The sequence below is a fragment of the Eisenbergiella massiliensis genome, assembly GCF_003435485.1.
In genome coordinates this window covers 46,597-61,993 of the sequence record NZ_QVLV01000009.1, presented here as the reverse complement: position 1 = coordinate 61,993, position 15,397 = coordinate 46,597, and the positions used below count along the sequence as shown (strand labels likewise).

The 15,397-nt window shown below is 51.3% G+C and carries 13 protein-coding genes; 1 reads left to right on the top strand and 12 read right to left on the bottom strand.

Annotation, left to right across the window (positions count from 1 at the left end):
- Positions 1-71: 71 nt before the first annotated feature.
- The 5 genes from DXC51_RS14305 to DXC51_RS14285 form a co-directional block, all read right to left on the bottom strand.
- Positions 72-1,631, bottom strand: a complete 1,560-nt coding sequence (locus DXC51_RS14305; protein WP_025487572.1) for a DUF3794 and LysM peptidoglycan-binding domain-containing protein — start codon at positions 1,629-1,631, stop codon at positions 72-74.
- 119 nt (positions 1,632-1,750) lie between these two features.
- Positions 1,751-2,653, bottom strand: a complete 903-nt coding sequence (locus DXC51_RS14300; protein ID WP_021635296.1) for a dihydroorotate dehydrogenase — start codon at positions 2,651-2,653, stop codon at positions 1,751-1,753.
- A 60-nt stretch (positions 2,654-2,713) separates the two neighbouring features.
- Positions 2,714-3,493: a dihydroorotate dehydrogenase electron transfer subunit gene (locus tag DXC51_RS14295; RefSeq protein WP_117544783.1), complete on the bottom strand. Its 780-nt coding sequence runs from the start codon at positions 3,491-3,493 to the stop codon at positions 2,714-2,716.
- Positions 3,494-3,517: 24 nt separating this feature from the next.
- Positions 3,518-4,813 (bottom strand): dihydroorotase, encoded by a 1,296-nt coding sequence (locus DXC51_RS14290; RefSeq protein ID WP_117544782.1) that lies wholly within the window; start codon positions 4,811-4,813, stop codon positions 3,518-3,520.
- Between the two features lie 218 nt (positions 4,814-5,031).
- The gene (locus DXC51_RS14285; protein WP_102290145.1) at positions 5,032-5,439 is read right to left on the bottom strand and encodes a protease complex subunit PrcB family protein; all 408 of its coding nucleotides are present in this window, start codon (positions 5,437-5,439) and stop codon (positions 5,032-5,034) included.
- A 317-nt stretch (positions 5,440-5,756) separates the two neighbouring features.
- Between DXC51_RS14285 and DXC51_RS14280 the strand changes: the two genes are divergently transcribed.
- A complete protein-coding gene (locus DXC51_RS14280; protein WP_117544781.1) occupies positions 5,757-6,890 on the top strand; it encodes a helix-turn-helix domain-containing protein in 1,134 nt (377 codons plus the stop codon).
- 25 nt (positions 6,891-6,915) lie between these two features.
- Here DXC51_RS14280 and DXC51_RS14275 read toward each other — a convergent pair whose 3' ends face one another.
- The 7 genes from DXC51_RS14275 to DXC51_RS14245 form a co-directional block, all read right to left on the bottom strand.
- Complete coding sequence (locus tag DXC51_RS14275; protein WP_025487576.1) at positions 6,916-7,644, bottom strand: glycerophosphodiester phosphodiesterase; 729 nt, start codon at positions 7,642-7,644, stop codon at positions 6,916-6,918.
- A gap of 47 nt (positions 7,645-7,691) precedes the next feature.
- Positions 7,692-8,480: an MBL fold metallo-hydrolase gene (locus tag DXC51_RS14270; protein ID WP_117544780.1), complete on the bottom strand. Its 789-nt coding sequence runs from the start codon at positions 8,478-8,480 to the stop codon at positions 7,692-7,694.
- A gap of 28 nt (positions 8,481-8,508) precedes the next feature.
- The gene (locus DXC51_RS14265) at positions 8,509-10,107 is read right to left on the bottom strand and encodes an AraC family transcriptional regulator (RefSeq protein ID WP_025487578.1); all 1,599 of its coding nucleotides are present in this window, start codon (positions 10,105-10,107) and stop codon (positions 8,509-8,511) included.
- Positions 10,100-11,845, bottom strand: coding sequence for a sensor histidine kinase (locus DXC51_RS14260; protein ID WP_117544779.1), 1,746 nt, complete (start codon positions 11,843-11,845; stop codon positions 10,100-10,102). The genes DXC51_RS14265 and DXC51_RS14260 overlap by 8 nt, the downstream gene beginning before the upstream one ends.
- A 3-nt stretch (positions 11,846-11,848) precedes the next feature.
- Positions 11,849-12,697 (bottom strand): carbohydrate ABC transporter permease, encoded by an 849-nt coding sequence (locus DXC51_RS14255; RefSeq protein ID WP_025487580.1) that lies wholly within the window; start codon positions 12,695-12,697, stop codon positions 11,849-11,851.
- Positions 12,694-13,560: a carbohydrate ABC transporter permease gene (locus DXC51_RS14250; RefSeq protein WP_021635284.1), complete on the bottom strand. Its 867-nt coding sequence runs from the start codon at positions 13,558-13,560 to the stop codon at positions 12,694-12,696. The genes DXC51_RS14255 and DXC51_RS14250 overlap by 4 nt, the downstream gene beginning before the upstream one ends.
- Before the next feature lie 190 nt (positions 13,561-13,750).
- Entirely contained in the window at positions 13,751-15,118 is a 1,368-nt protein-coding gene (locus tag DXC51_RS14245; RefSeq protein ID WP_117544778.1) for an ABC transporter substrate-binding protein, read from the bottom strand.
- Between the last annotated feature and the right edge of the window lie 279 nt (positions 15,119-15,397).

Below are 15,397 nucleotides of genomic sequence, written 5' to 3'. Positions count from 1 at the left end.
TCCGGGGCACTGAAAAAGAAACCCCGCCGTTATGTTTTCGGCGGGTTTGTTATTGTATGGAAACGGCTGTATCAGGAAATTCCCTTTACAATGAGCAGCTTATCTCCGGGATGGATTTCATCCGAAGCCAGCTCATTAATATCCTTGATTTGGGACACCGGCACGTAATATTTCTTGCCGATATTCCACAGGCTGTCACCCTCCCTGGCAATGTAGGCCACAATTCCCGGCAGGCTGCTCAGCTTATCCGGATCAAGATCCGTCACCTTTACCTCCTGTATCATAGGCTCCTCATAGTGGTTGAAAACAATGCCGTGGAAAACGAGCACTGCCTTTACATCCACTTCATCCGCATCAATCATGGTCACGCTCAGCCCCTCCGGCACTGCGTCCAGCTTGTAAGTGCAGTCCGGGCTGATACCCGGGATTTCCAGCACATAGCTGAAAGGAATGGTTCCAGAAATACTGTCATAAGGGACCTCGGGATCTCCTGTGCCATAGAGGCTCTTGATTGCCGCTGCCCCGGTGATGCGCAGGCCTTCCTCCACAATTTTGGTTTCAGCCAGCTGGATTTCGCATTCACTGTGGCACAGCTGCTGCATCTTGGGCAGTCCTGCAGCCACCTTGAAATGACCGGCAATCTTCGTTTTTCCTGTATTTTTCATTAAAAGCTGCTTCAGGTTTCCCACGCCGGAAACCGCCTCTATCTCTTTCGTTACTCCATATACGTCAGAAAGAATTTCCGTCTGTTCTTCTTCATATATTTTCATATCCAAATCCAGAACGATTTCCAGGCCTATGATGCGCTCTTCTCCGTCGGCATCGGCTTTTACCTCGATTTCCTTATGTCCGATCTGGCAGGCAATGTCATCCACCATCCGTTCTCTCAGCCCCTGGCAGTCCAGAACGCCGCTGAACGGGATAACCGCCTCATACCACATGACAGGACGGTTTTCGCCTTCCCCTTCATAGAGGAAAAACAGCTGGATCTCGCCCTGGAGGGAAAGCTTTCCTTCGGAAATCCGGAATTCCGTTTCTCCAAGCCTGCAGTTCTGCCAGAAGATTTCAAAGATATTGGGATATCCCCCGGGCAGCTCCATTTCCTCGCGTATGCGGAAAATATCCTTTTTCTGAATCGCCAGGCTGGCGAGGTTAATCGTCTTCTGCCGGAATTCCACAGGTTCCGCACTGCTCAGCTCCACGGCGGCCTCTTCATCATAAAGCTCTTCCACATACAGGCCTAAACGGATCAGTGACTGTACGCTCAGCTTTCTGGAGTTGATCATGCCGACGCTGAGATCCTCCAGGTCCTTTTTTATGGATACGCTGTCGGTGGGAGCCACGCCCTCCATATAAATCTGCTCATCAAATGGAATGCTGCCCTGCATGCTGGCCGGACGGCGCACATCATCATCCGAAAGATAAAGCACCGAAAATTCCAGCTTGCCTTTGACATACACATGGTCCTGCACCGCTCTGATTTCATCGATGACCACTTCGCCCTGCTCCTCGATGAGCTGGTACACGTCAGGCCTGGAATCGGTGATGTTGATATCGTCTTCCATGGTTATCTGCGTACTGGCTTTACATTTGATGCGGTCCATATGTATATTCTTTTTTATTAATTCCATACAAATATCCCTCCACGCGAATGCCTTTGTACAATGTATTCGATCGGGGGAAAAATATGACTGGAAAATGTAAAAGCTTCCTGGCCGGTCCTTTCCTGATTTCGGGCGTCAGGGCATGTTTATTTTACACAGCCGATGATTTCATTGATGTCGGCAATTTTGTTTTGGATAAGGTAGGCCTGAATGCCCTCAAGAATATCCCGGGTTGCATAGGGGTTGATAAAGTTGGCGGCTCCTACGGCTACTGCGGTCGCCCCGGCCATGAGGAATTCAAGGGCGTCTTCAGCGGTGGTGATGCCTCCCATACCGATAATGGGGATTTTTACCTTCTGAGCACATTCATAGACCATACGGACGGCTACAGGTTTGATGGCCGGGCCGGACATGCCTCCGGTTTTGTTGGCAAGGACGAAGGTGCGGCGGTTGATGTCTATTTTCATGCCTGTCAGGGTGTTGATCAGGGAAATGGCATCGGCTCCTGCCGCTTCTGCGGCCATAGCCATCTCTGTGATATCCGTGACGTTGGGACTGAGTTTCATGATGATTGGTTGTTTTGCAACTTTTTTAATTGCGGAAGTGATTTCAGAAAGACAATCGGCTTTCTGGCCAAAAGCAATGGCGCCTTCTTTTACATTTGGGCAGGATACGTTGATTTCCAGCATGTCAACGTCCGTATCCGCCAGACGCTCCACTACCTCCAGATATTCTTTTATTGTTTTTCCGCAGACATTTACGATGATTTTGGTATCGTATTGTTTAAGGAAGGGAATATCACGTTCAATGAAAACATCGATGCCGGGATTCTGAAGGCCGATGGCATTCAGCATGCCGCCGTAAACCTCCGCTACACGGGGAGTGGGGTTGCCGGGCCAGGGAACGTTTGCCACACCTTTGGTGACAACAGCCCCCAGGGCGTTCAAATCCACAAATTCACTGTATTCCATGCCGGAGCCGAAAGTCCCGGAGGCAGTCATGACGGGATTTTTGAATTCTATACCGGCTATATTGACTTTTGTATTCATGTTTACTCCTATCTGTGCGCTTTAGCGCACTTTGTATCAGGCGGGCTGAAAGCGCCTTTTTCAGATTTCCACTTCTCTGGCTTCAAATACAGGGCCGTCCGTGCAGATGCGGGCATTATGCACATGGGAATGTGCGTCCACATTTTTCGTGGTGCAGACGCAGCCCAGGCAGGCGCCTACGCCGCAGGCCATTCTTTCCTCCAGGGAAATATAGGCGGGGATGTCCGCCTCCAGCGCATAGGCTTTGATGGCGCGCAGCATGGGCATGGGGCCGCAGGCATATATGATGTCCGCCTTGAGGGCATTTTCACGGATAGCATCCATGACGTTTCCGGCGGTTCCTACGCTGCCGTCTTCCGTAGCGATATAGAGGTCCCCGTTTTTCTCAAAGTCTTCCCGCAAAAAACAGCTGCTGTCACGGTAGCCTACAATGATTTTCTTGTTGCAGTCCAGCTGTTTTGCAAGCTCCAGGATGGGAGGCACGCCGATTCCCCCGCCCATAAGAAAGGCCGTCTGGTCTTTATTTACTTTATCAAGAGGGAAGCCGTTCCCCAGGACTCCCAGGATATCCATGGTGTCTCCGGCGCGATAACCGGAAAACTCGGCCGTGCCTTTTCCGGCCACCCTGTAAACAATGCGCAGCGTCTCCTCTTCCTTATTCACTTCACAAATGCTGATAGGGCGGGGCAGAAGGGTGCTTTTGTCCCTGGGGTAGACGGCAATAAACTGGCCGGGGGCGCTTTCCCGGGCAAGGCCCGTCCTTATCCGGCAGTCATAAATCCCGGGGGCTATCTCCTGCTGCATCAATACTGTGGCTTGTTCTTTTTTCTTCTGTGCCATTTTTCTTCCTTTCTTCCGTATCCGTCAGGAACGGTAGGCAATTTTTCCGTTTGCTATGGTAAAGTAGATTTTTCCTTTCATCTTACGGCCCAGGAAGGGAGTATTTGCGGATTTGGAAAGAAAATGCTCCGCTTTCCAGGTTTCCTCCGGGCGAAAAAGAATCAGATCCGCAGGTCCGCCCTCTGTCAGGCGGCCTGCATCCAGATGATAAAGTCTTGCAGGGGCAAGGGACATTCTTTCTATCAGTTCGGAGAGGGTAAGCTCTCCTTTGTCCACCAGCTGTTCCAGCCCCAGGGAAAGGGAGGTTTCCAGCCCGATGATGCCACTGGGTGCCGCTGTCAGCTCCCTGGCCTTTTCCTCCGCGCTGTGGGGGGCATGGTCGGTAGCTATCATGTCGATGGTGTTGTCCTTCAGGCCTTCTATGATGGCCAGACGGTCCGCTTCCTCCCGGAGGGGAGGATTCATTTTTGCCATGGTTCCATATTTTATGGCAGCTTCCTCTGTCAGGGTAAAATGATGGGGCGTCGCCTCGGCATGGACGTCGGCCCCTCTTTTTTTCGCTTCTCTTACCAGCTGCACCGCCTCTTTTGTACTGATATGCTGGATGACCACACAGGCGCCGGTTTCCTCCGCCAGTCGCACGTCTCTGGCCACCAAATCGATTTCCGCCTGGCGGTCGGATCCGCCGATTCCGTAAAAGGCGCTGGCTTTTCCTCTGTTAATTCCATTATTTTCGATAAATGCCGGGTTTTCCTCGTGGAAGCTGATGGGAACGCCAAGAGTAGCGGCCTGTTCCATGGCCCTGCGCGCGGTTTCCTCTGCAAGCAGGGGGATTCCGTCATCGGTAAAGCCCACAGCGCCCGCCGCCAGGAGCGCAGGCATGTCAGTCAGCTCCTGCCCCTTCATTCCCCTGGTCACATTGGCGCAGGTGGTTACATGGATTGCCGTCTGCTTTCCTTTTTCCAAAACCCGGGCAAGGGTTTCCGGGTTATCCACGCATGGATTCGTGTTGGCCATGAGAACCACGGTGGTAACGCCTCCCGCCGCCGCAGCGCGGGCTCCCGTCCGGATATCTTCCTTATGTTCAAAGCCCGGTTCCCGGAAATGGACATGGGCATCCACAAGTCCCGGCGCGGCAATCATGCCTCCGGCATCTATGACCTGAAGCATGTCCACCTCCTTGCCGGAAAAAACAGCAGCCTCTTTTTCCGTGACAGAGTCTGCTATTTTTATGATTTTATCATCCTGAATCAAAATGTCTTTCCTGGCGTCAGTGCCTGACGCCGGGTCTATCATATGTGTATTTTTGATAAGCAGCATATTTTTCTCCTTCTGCTGTTGCCGACCTGCGGTTCTTTGTTTTGGACACTGCCCTGCCCGAACCGGCGCAGGTATAATGTCGGCTACACCGACATTATACCATACACCCGTTTTTTTCTTCAACCGCTTTGCCCGGATTTATGGCTGCCCGGATTTTCCGCACACAGTCACCGATCCCTGTAAAAACGGACGCTCACAGGAATCCCTGCCGCTTCTCTTCAATCAAATACTACCGTTTTGTCCCTGAATTCTATTTTCAGTACAATATAAGGATAGGAGGGACTGGTCCCGGGCGAGCTTCCCGCTTTGGGGCCAAGCAGGTTGGTATTGACGTAAATGGCATTGTCCGTTTCATACAGTTCATTTACCGTCACGCTGTAGCCGCCGCTTTCCTGCTTTCCATAGCCGACGCAGATGTAAAGATAGCCTTCGTCCGCATAGGTCAGCTTGAAGGCGCTTTCCTTTTTCTGATCCAGAATTTCCTTCAGCTCATCCGGCAGCCTATCCTCGCTTACCACCGTAAATTCCAGATTGTTCCTGTTCTCTTCTTTTTCTGTTTCGCCGCCGCAGGCAGAAAGCATAGCAGCCATGATGGAGACTATCACCAGCAAGCATATTTTTTTCATAGAAAAACCTATCCGCCTTTTTTACTAATCTATTGGCGGACAGGATGTCCTATGCCGGATATTTACAATTTCCCCCGAAAAAGGGGGACTATTCAGCCATGCCATTCATATTGCGGCGGATGGTACATATTGATGATAAATTTTTCCCGGCCCCGTCCGCTTATCAGGCGGGCATTCTCCCGCAGAACGGGATACCTGGACAGGCCAATCTGTGGTAAAGTATGTTTACCGGCCGGAACAAAACAGGATGCAGCGGCGTTATTGTATGTAAAAAAGCTTAACGGCCGCGCGGCATTTAGATTACAGGGGGACACTTTATGGCAGAATTTCAATTTCAAATCGCTCCGTTACGAAAACAGCACGGCCTCAGCCAGCAGCAGTTGGCCGCGCTTCTGGGCGTGGCGCCGCAGACCGTCAGCAAATGGGAAACCGGCGTCACCTTTCCTGATATTGCCCTGCTGCCACAGCTGTCCGGGATATTCGGCGTATCCGTGGATGAACTGATGGGGCTCAAGCCTCTTCCGGATGCCGCCTATATTCCCACAGATAAGGGGAAAAAAGGCTATTGGGGCAGGCAGCTGGATTATCTTACCCGCACCCGTTCTTCCTTCTGGAACCAGGATTATATCGGTTTCCTTGTGGAAAAGGTGTGGAAGCTTACAAAGCCCGTCCGTGTCCTGGACTGCGGGTGCGGCTATGGTTTCCTGGGCAGCCTCCTGCTGCCGCTGCTTCCTGAGGGAAGCACCTATACCGGCGTGGACTTTGACGAAACACTCATCCGGGAGGGAAAAGCCATGCTGTGCGATACGGATTTTGACGTTTCTCTGCACTGCGCGGATTTTATGGAATGGATGCCGGAAAAAGCATCCGAATGCAGCTATGATCTGGTTCTCTGTCAGGCGGTGCTCCGCCATATCGACAGAGCGGAAGCATTTCTGGAACGGATGGTTTCCTTCACCCGCTCCGGAGGGATTACCGCTTGCTTTGAGGTAGACAGAGAGCTGGAATGCGACGGGCTGTACATTGAAGGAATGGATTATGGGGAGCTGTGCAGCCGCACCGGCCTGCGCAGTCTGTGGAAAAAAGAACGGGAATGCCAGGGACGTGACTACGCCATAGGAATCAGGCTTCCTGTCCTCATGGAACGTATGGGGCTTTTGCATGTGGATATCCGGCTCAACGACAAGGTCCGTTATATCAGCCCGGCCCAGCCAGATTATGAACAGGCCGTTTCCGATCTGCTCCGGGCCAACCACTGGATGCCGGAGGATATGGCCGTGGATACCCAGGCCGGCGCGGAGGGCTTTATGAACCATGGCATGAGCCGCCAGGAGGCTGAAAGCTACTATTCCAGGCAAAGAAAAATTGCCTCCTTCCTAAACGGAAACAGAGACAATCTTTCTATCCTCCAGACACTGGGGCTGCTGATTTCCTACGGCTATAAGCCATAGCTTTTCCACAGCCGGCCCGTAAAAATCAGCCGTTATCCACGATTCTGCGGGCTACATCCGGTTTATTTGTGATAATCGCATCGATGCCTTCCTGCACCAGACGGCGCATGTATTTTTCATCATCCACGGTCCACACGTGAAGAAGGAGTTTCTTTTCCCGGCAGGCCTTAAGAAAGCCTTCATACTGCAGGTTATAAAGCGCAGGGTGCAGAGCGTCCGCTCCCAGCCCTGCCGCATAGCCGGGCACATCCTGGAAGCCGTCCGCATACAGCAGACCGGTTTTGGCCTTCGGATCATACTCTCTCATCTTCATCACACTGTAATGATTGAAGGAGGAATAAATAATTTTCCCCTGCATTCCCAAAGCCTGTTCCAGCCGGAACAGCTTTTCTTCTATTCCGGGATAAAAATAGATTCCCGTCTTGATTTCCACATTGATTTCCAAGCCTGTGGGCTTTAACAGTTCATACACCTCTGCCAGCGTGGGGATGCGCGCATCCGCATATTCCGGGTGAAGCCTGTTAAAATGAAACCGCTTCAATTCCTCCAGCGTATAATCCCTGACATAACCTGAGCCGTCGCTCACCCGGTCAATGGTTTCATCGTGAATGACCACCAGCTCTCCGTCCTTACTCAGCTGTACATCCAGCTCCACGCCGTCCGCCTTCTGCTCCGCCGCCAGACGGAAGGCCTCCAGTGTATTTTCCGGCGCGTAGGCGCTGGCTCCTCTGTGTGCCCATACCTTAGTTTTCATAACCCTGCTCCTTTTTTCACTGCCTGACCGGCATTTATTCCAATTCGCTATATTTCCAGCCGCATCCCGTCGTAAGCCACTATTTTGCTTCCGTAATCCTCATCCGGCCTGTGCAGCTCCCGGGATAGATGGGACAGCACCACCAGGGAATCCTTCCTCAATATCCCGCATTCCTCCATGGCTTCCACCAGCATATCCACCATGGCCAGCGTATTGTGGCTGGCGATCCTGTAATTGGCCCGCATGGAACCCACCGTCGCCTCCATGATGGCCAGATCCAGCTCATGCTTTCTGAGAACCGACCAGGTCTGGGCAAGAAACCAGGCGCCGTCACAGCCGTAGAAAAATTTCTTTCCTTCACAGGCAAACAGATAATGCAGCGCCGTCTCCCGGGTCCTGGATACCTCATGGTTCGCCCCCAAAGCCTGCATGGTCACCTTGCCCAGCTTCACCCTGTCCCCTGTTTTCAGCGGGTGCAGCCTCATCCGGGACAGCTCCTTTTCCGTCAGCTTCAGCGAGGGTATCGTGCCCTCATGGCAATAAAAGCCTACCTTTCCCCTGGCCTCCCCCAGGAATCCATCCAGCGCCTTAAGGCTGAAATGATCCCCGTGGCTGTGCGTCAGTATAACCGCCTTCAGCCCGGATAAATCAAGCTTAAGCACCTTAACGGCAAAAAACCAGGATTCCGGCGCAGGATCAATCAGGTATTTACCGTTTATAAGCAGGCTGCAGGTCCGCCGGATGAGACCGTCCGTATCATATCTCACATCGGCCTGCGGCCTCACGGGCCAGTCCGCGGCCCCCGTTCCCAGAAAAACCAAATCAAATGCTGCCATCCTGTTCTCCTTTTTCCAGCCGGAGGCCTCACTGCCCCTGGCCCTTCTGATATTCCTTCGGCGTCATCCCGTATTTTTTCTTAAACAGGCTGAAAAAATAAGGATAACTGCAGAAGCCCACTTCATCAATGATTTCCTTCAGCCTCAGCTGCGAGCTGTCCATCAGTTCCTTTGCCCGCTCCAGCCTGACCTCGTTCAGATATTCCACGAAGCCCGTGCCCACCTCATTTTTAAACAGGGTGCTCAGATAGGAGCTGTTCATACCGGCATTATCCGCCGCGTCCCCTAAAGATATCCCGTCCATATAGTGCTGATGGATATAGGATACCATTTTTCTCACCGGAACGGAATAGCCATTCTGCCCCTCCAACACTTTTTTCTCCCGGATAATCGCAGCGAAAAGCTCATGAAAAAATTTCCCGCACTCCCTCAGCTTTTCCATCTGCGCCACATACTCCATGACGCCGGTTCTGTGCGTATATACCTTTTCATAAGGAATCCCCTGTTTTTTGCAAAAAGATATAGAAAGGATAGTCAGATCGGAAAACAGCTGGGTACAGCCGGAACGCAGGATATTCCCCTCAAAAATCTCCCGGAAAATATGGTCTACGGTTTCCTCCGCCAGCGTCTCATCCCCCTGTCGCAGCGCAGCCGTAAGCCTCTGCTCATCCTCCAGCCTGATGCCGTTTCCTCCATTATATTCCTGCGCCTCCTCCCTCCCGCTCTCCGGCTGCAGATCCATAAATTCCTTTTTCCTGCGTTCCTCCAGTTCCTGAAAGGCCTCCGGCATCTCCCGCAGGGGACACATGCGGCCGATATGGAAGTTTCCATTCAGACGCATGAACTTATTCAGACAAAAGCTGCTGCGGTTCATCATCTTCTGCAGTTCCTCTCCCGTCCGCTGCTCGCTGGCACAACCGTTTAACGAAATCAAAAGCAGGATTTCATTATTTTCCAGGGGAACCGCCATCCCCTTATGATCCTCCCTGATAATTTCCTCCAGCACATTGCAGACGGAAAAAATTATGATCATCCGGTCACGCAGCGTCCCGCCTCCCGTCTTTTCTTCAAGATTGCGGATAACCAGCAGCACCGGGATCACCCTTCCCATATCCATATCGATGGAAAGCGTCTGCATTTCCTTTTCTATGGCCGCTTCCTTTCCCTGGTATTCCTTTCCGATCAGACGCAGCACAAACTGCCTCCTGAGCGCCTGCAGATTGTTTTCATCCTTTTCAATGCCCGGCCCCGTCTTCAGTATCTCCTCCGCCTTGTGCAGCGATTCCAGCAGAAGCTCTGGCGTCAAATCATTCTTGATCAGGTAATCGATGGCATTATTTTTCAGCACGTCCCTCACATATTTGTAATCATCATAGCCGCTGAAAACAATGGTGCAGATTTCCGGATACTCCAGGGCGATGCGGCGCACCAGCTCATCCCCGTTCATCCGGTTCATCTTCACATCCGTAATCACGATCTGCGGCCGAAGGGACGGTATCGCCGCCCAGGCCTGGGTCCCGTCGCTGCATTCCCCACAGATGGTATAGCCCTCTTTTTCCCAGTTAATCAGCGAGCGGACCGTCATCCGGCTCAGCAGCTCGTCATCCACCAGTAATACTCTAATCATCTTCCTCACCTGCCTGTGTCCGTTTGGGAATACGCAGGGAAACACAGGTAAAAATCCCCTTTTCCCCGGTAATGCTCACCCCATATTCCTCGCCGTAATACAGCTGGATCCGCTTCTGGATATTAAACAGCCCGATTCCGTCCCCTTTCTGAAGCCGGGCCAGAATATCCCTGCTTTCTTCCTCGCTCAGACCCCGGCCGTTATCCTCCACGTCGATTACCACATCCCCGCCGTCCGCATAAATGGAAATGGAGATATAACCGTCCTTATCCTCCATTACCCCTCCGTGCTTCAGGGAATTTTCCACAATCGGCTGTATCAGCATTTTCAGGATATAGCACTGTCTCAGCTCTTCCTCAATTTTGCATACAAATTTAATTCTTGCCGCCTTCTGGAATTCCTTCATGCATATGTATTTGTTCAGGTAATCCAGCTCCTCCTGAAAGGTCATATATGTTTTCTTGGACATGTTCACCTGCATGATGGAGCTTAAGGCATCCACTGCGTCCACTACCGCTTCCGCCCCCTGCATCTGCCCCATCCACTTGATTGTATTCAGACTGTTATACAGAAAGTGGGGATTGATCTGCGCCTGAAGGGCACGCAGCGCCAGCACCCTCTTTTCCTTCTCATGCATTCTGATATCGATGATCTGTTCCTTGATTCGATCCACCATATCCTCAAATCTGTGATAAAGCACCTCCGCCTCATCCCCGGAGGTAATGACCACATTCAGCTGCAGATTATCCTTTCCGATCCCCTCCACGGCATCCGTAAGAAGCTCTATGTTACGGAGAAACCTCTCCGCAAGGATACGGCATAACAGAAGCGCGGTCAAAGACAGAAGCAGCAGAACCACCGCATTCATGGAAAGCATTTTCCCATGCTGCCCTGAAATCTGTTTATACGGAATGAGAATAATGCTCTGCCAGCCGGTCACCTCTGACTGCATGCTCATGAGCAGAACCTTGTTTTTCCCGATCCTGCTCACCGTTCCGTCCTCTTTTTCCGCCAGGACGGCCACCTCTTCCTCCGTCACCGGCCCGCCCCGCTCCAGCCCTTCCAGGTTGTTGCGGTATATTTCCTGCCCTGCCTGTCTGTCCCAGATAATCACACCCGCATCGTACCGCTGCATTTCATTATAAATTCCATAAATTCCCCGGCAGTTAATGGACATGACCACCCAGCAGAGCGGCTTCCCCCTTCCCAGATCCAGCTGCTTTGTCAGCATCATTTTGGGATAATCGTATTTATCCCTGGCCGGCTGGACCGAAAATAACACATCCTGCTCCCCCGCCAGCCTTTTATAGCGCTCCAGCTCCTGTTCATCCGGCGTTGACAGCGAGCCTCCCGCAGAAAATTCCATCCCGTTTTCCGTAAACACATAGATGTTCTGCATATACTCGGCCCCTGTCATCACGGCCTTCAGAAGCAGCTGCATATTTTTCATGTCAGTCAGCCGCTCGCTGTCATTGGAATAGGAGGTCTTATTCAGTATGGGCTTTGCAAGCGAATTATTCTGCAGGATATAGGCAATCAGCCGCAGCTTCTTCAGATAGCCCTCCACATTCTTATTCGCGCTCTCCGTCATCTCCCTGGCATACTCCACGCCCCTTTCGGAAATTTCCCTCGTAAAGGCAACGCCCCAGATCACCGTTGTCGCCAGCACAAAACACAGAAGCAGGCTGGCGACCATGATGACAAATTTATGCTTCATACTGAAAAATTTTTTCTTCATAACCTATCCCTTAACCGCCCCGTCCGACAGCCCCGCCACAATATATTTCTGCATACACAGATATAGGATGACGATCGGCATGGACACCAGAACCACATCAGCAAACAATAGCTGCCAGTCCGAAGCCTTCTGCCCCATGAACAAATAGGTGGTCAGCACCGCCGTCGTCCTTTTTGCGCTGTTGAGCAGATACAGGGAGATTCCGAAATCATTCCAAATCGTCATGACGCAGTGCATCAGCGCCGTAATGGTAACCGGCTTGAGCAGCGGAAAAATAATCCGGAAATACATCAGCAGCGGACTTGCGCCGTCTATAATCGCCGCTTCATCAATTTCACCGGATATCCCTTTGATAAATCCCGTATAGATAAAAAAGATAAACGGAAAAATACTGGCTGCATATACCAGTATAGCACCTGCCACCGCCCCTGTGCCAGTCGTCATATGCACTTTTGACAGAAGAAAGTATACGGGAACCATTGCCAGCGGCAGCGTCAGCCCCATTACGATAAAATTATTTACCGCCTTCATGGCCTTTGTTTTTCTGCGCACTACTACAAACGCCGCCATGGAAGCGAAGGTCAGCACCAGCGCAGATCCGCAGAAGGTTACAATCGCGCTGTTAAGGAAGCTGGATACCAGCCTGGCCTCTTTAATCACCGTACCGTAATTTTCCACAATCTGCCCCAGGGAAATCCCTTTCAGGTTCAGCTGGAGCAGATTTGCCTGTCTTTTACTTTTCATGGAATTCACCAGAACCATCAGAAACGGGATCAGCACCAGAAAGCTGATGAGAACGCCGATTGTCTCAAACACGGCCTGTTTAATTTTCTTTTTCCTGTTTTCCCTCATAGCTCCACCTCGTTTTTGGCTATCGTCTGATAGGTGCATAACGTGATCACAAGAATAATCACGGCCAGCAGCGTCGTGCCTGCCGTGGCTTCTCCGTATTTCTGATAGCTGTAGGAATTGTAAATCATGGTATTGAATACCTCAGTGGCATAGCCGGGACCGCCTCCCGTGGTCGCCACCACAATATCAAACACCTTCAGCCCGCCGATGATGCTCAGCACCACCACATTGTTCACGGAAGCCATCAACAGGGGAAGCGTAATATTTCTGAACTGCTGCCATTTGGTCGCGCCGTCCACAATTGCCGCTTCATAATAATCCCTGGAAATATTCTGCATCCCCGCCAGAAGAATCATCATGGTATAGCCGGACCACTTCCAGATTTCAATGGCACAGATAGAGAGCATGGCAATTCTGGTATCGGTCAGCCATTTCGGCTGGAAGCCGGTCATTCCCAGACCTCGGATTACCGTATTGATCAGCCCTTTGGAGGGATGCATCAGGGAGGTAAACACAATGCCGATAGCAATGGAATTGACCACTGCAGGCAGATAAAAAACGGTACGCAGATAATTCGTGGTCCGCAGCTTCCTGTTCAGCAGCACGGCCAGAAGCATGCCCAGGCAAACCTTCCCCGCGGTCGTTACTATCGTAAATAAAAAGGTGTTCTTAAAGGCAATACTCATATTTGGATTTTTAAGTATACTGATATAATTTTCCAGCCCGATAAAATCCGCTCTCCTGAAATTCCAATTGGTAAAGGAATACCGGAACCCAACCAGAAACGGAACAATAAAAAAAGTAATAAAAAGGATGATGCCCGGCAGGGCAAAATAAACCGGATACTGTTTTTTTCTTAGCATAATTCGTCCCTTCCTTTAACAGGGGGAAGGTGCCTCCCGGCCCCTTCCCCGCTTTTGGCGCAGCAGATATCTGCATCCGTTATTTGCCGCCTTGTTCTGTTCTTTTTTGGCAACGGTCCAATCCCCTCACAGTTACCGCCGCAAATCAATATCCCCAGTCAGGATTTCCCGCTTCCTTCGCATAGGTATCCTAGTCTGTGTCATAGCCTGCAAGCACGTCCTTGGGAGTTTTGTCTCCGGCCAGCATAGCCTGTACGTCGCTGGCCATGGAAGGCGTGGAATAAATGGTGTTGGGCAGCGTGCTTGTTTTACCTGCTTCAATGAGTGCGGAAACATCCGCCGGGATACTGGTCAGCTTAACATCAACGCCGTTAACTGCAGGAATTCCCTGATGCATCTTGTAATACTCGGTCATAGCTTCCTTGGTTACCAGTTCTCCTACAATCTGTACTGCCAGATCCACTTTCTTTCCTTCCTTAGGCACTACAAAGCCGGTAGGAGTCTCCGTATAGGCGATGGAATCCTTGGCTTCTGTTGCCGGGATGGGGAAAAATCCGATATTTTCCAACTCCTCCTGGGATTCTGCAAGCTTCGTCAGCTCCGCATAAATCCAGGTTGCCTGTGAATACATGGCCGCCGTACCGGTAAGCAGCGCTTCCTGTGCATCCGCATAGCTGTCGGAAAGGAAGGTATCCTGGATATAACCCTTATCCTTCATTTCCTTCATACGGTCAAAGGTCAGCTGCATATATTCCATATCGGTCCAGAGCTTTTCGTGGGAATTCAGCGAATCCATGCTTCCCGGCACGATGGATTCCTGTTTCAGCCTGGCGTCAATAGGAATGATCTGAAGCGTCCATTCATTGTCTGTCGTACCGGATACATACATCGGTGTCACTCCGGCTGCCTTCAGCGTCTCACAGGCCGCCATCATTTCATCCCATGTCTGCGGAATTTCGATCTGATTGTCCGCAAATACCTTTTTGTTATAGCACATGCCAAATACCGTCACATCACCGAAAGGCGCGCAAATCAGTTTCCCGTTGTAGGTCTGGTTGGGAGACTCCAGGATGCTGGCATTATAATCGTTTACCCAGTCTCCAGACAGCTCTACGAACAAATCCTCGCCAATTTCCGTGGCGCTGGTCTTCGCTCCCTGCCACCAGAGAATATCCGGCACCTCGCCTGACTGCATCTTTGCAAAAATAAGCTCGTTTCCTGAACTGCCCTCCGGCACCTCTTCGAACTCAAATTTTACATTGCACTTCTCCGCCACATAATCAAATACCGCATTGGCCTCGTCCGTCCGCCAGCTGGAATGACAGAGCACATTCAGGATTTCCCCGCCTCCGTCAACCGCCGCTTCCGCTGCCACAGTGCTCTCCTGGCTCTCCGCCGCCTCCGTGGATTCAGGCGCCGCGCTCTCCTTGCTCTCCTCCGCAACGGCTGCTGCCGGTTCACTTGCCACCGTCGTGCCTCCTGAAGCGCCTCCGCAGCCTGCCAGAGTAGTAATCCCCAGCGCCGCACACAATAAAATACTGATCATTTTCTTTTTCATAGATAACCCTCCTTCTCTTTCCTTATGCTTCTATTCTAACAAATCACAGGAAAGGAAAATCCTTCTGATTTTTTGGATTTATTACTGTTTTTTTGGAAAATTGGTTGTGCCGCCATCCAATCCGTGTTAAATTATCCCTACGGATATTCTAATCTTCTTCCGGCCTTTTTAACAGGCCTTTAAATATCCGTTCTTTTCTCTTATGCCGCTAGGCGGCATCCGGCGTTTTCGCCATCATCTCTTTTCTATTAATTACGAAACAGAAAGCGTGGTGTACAG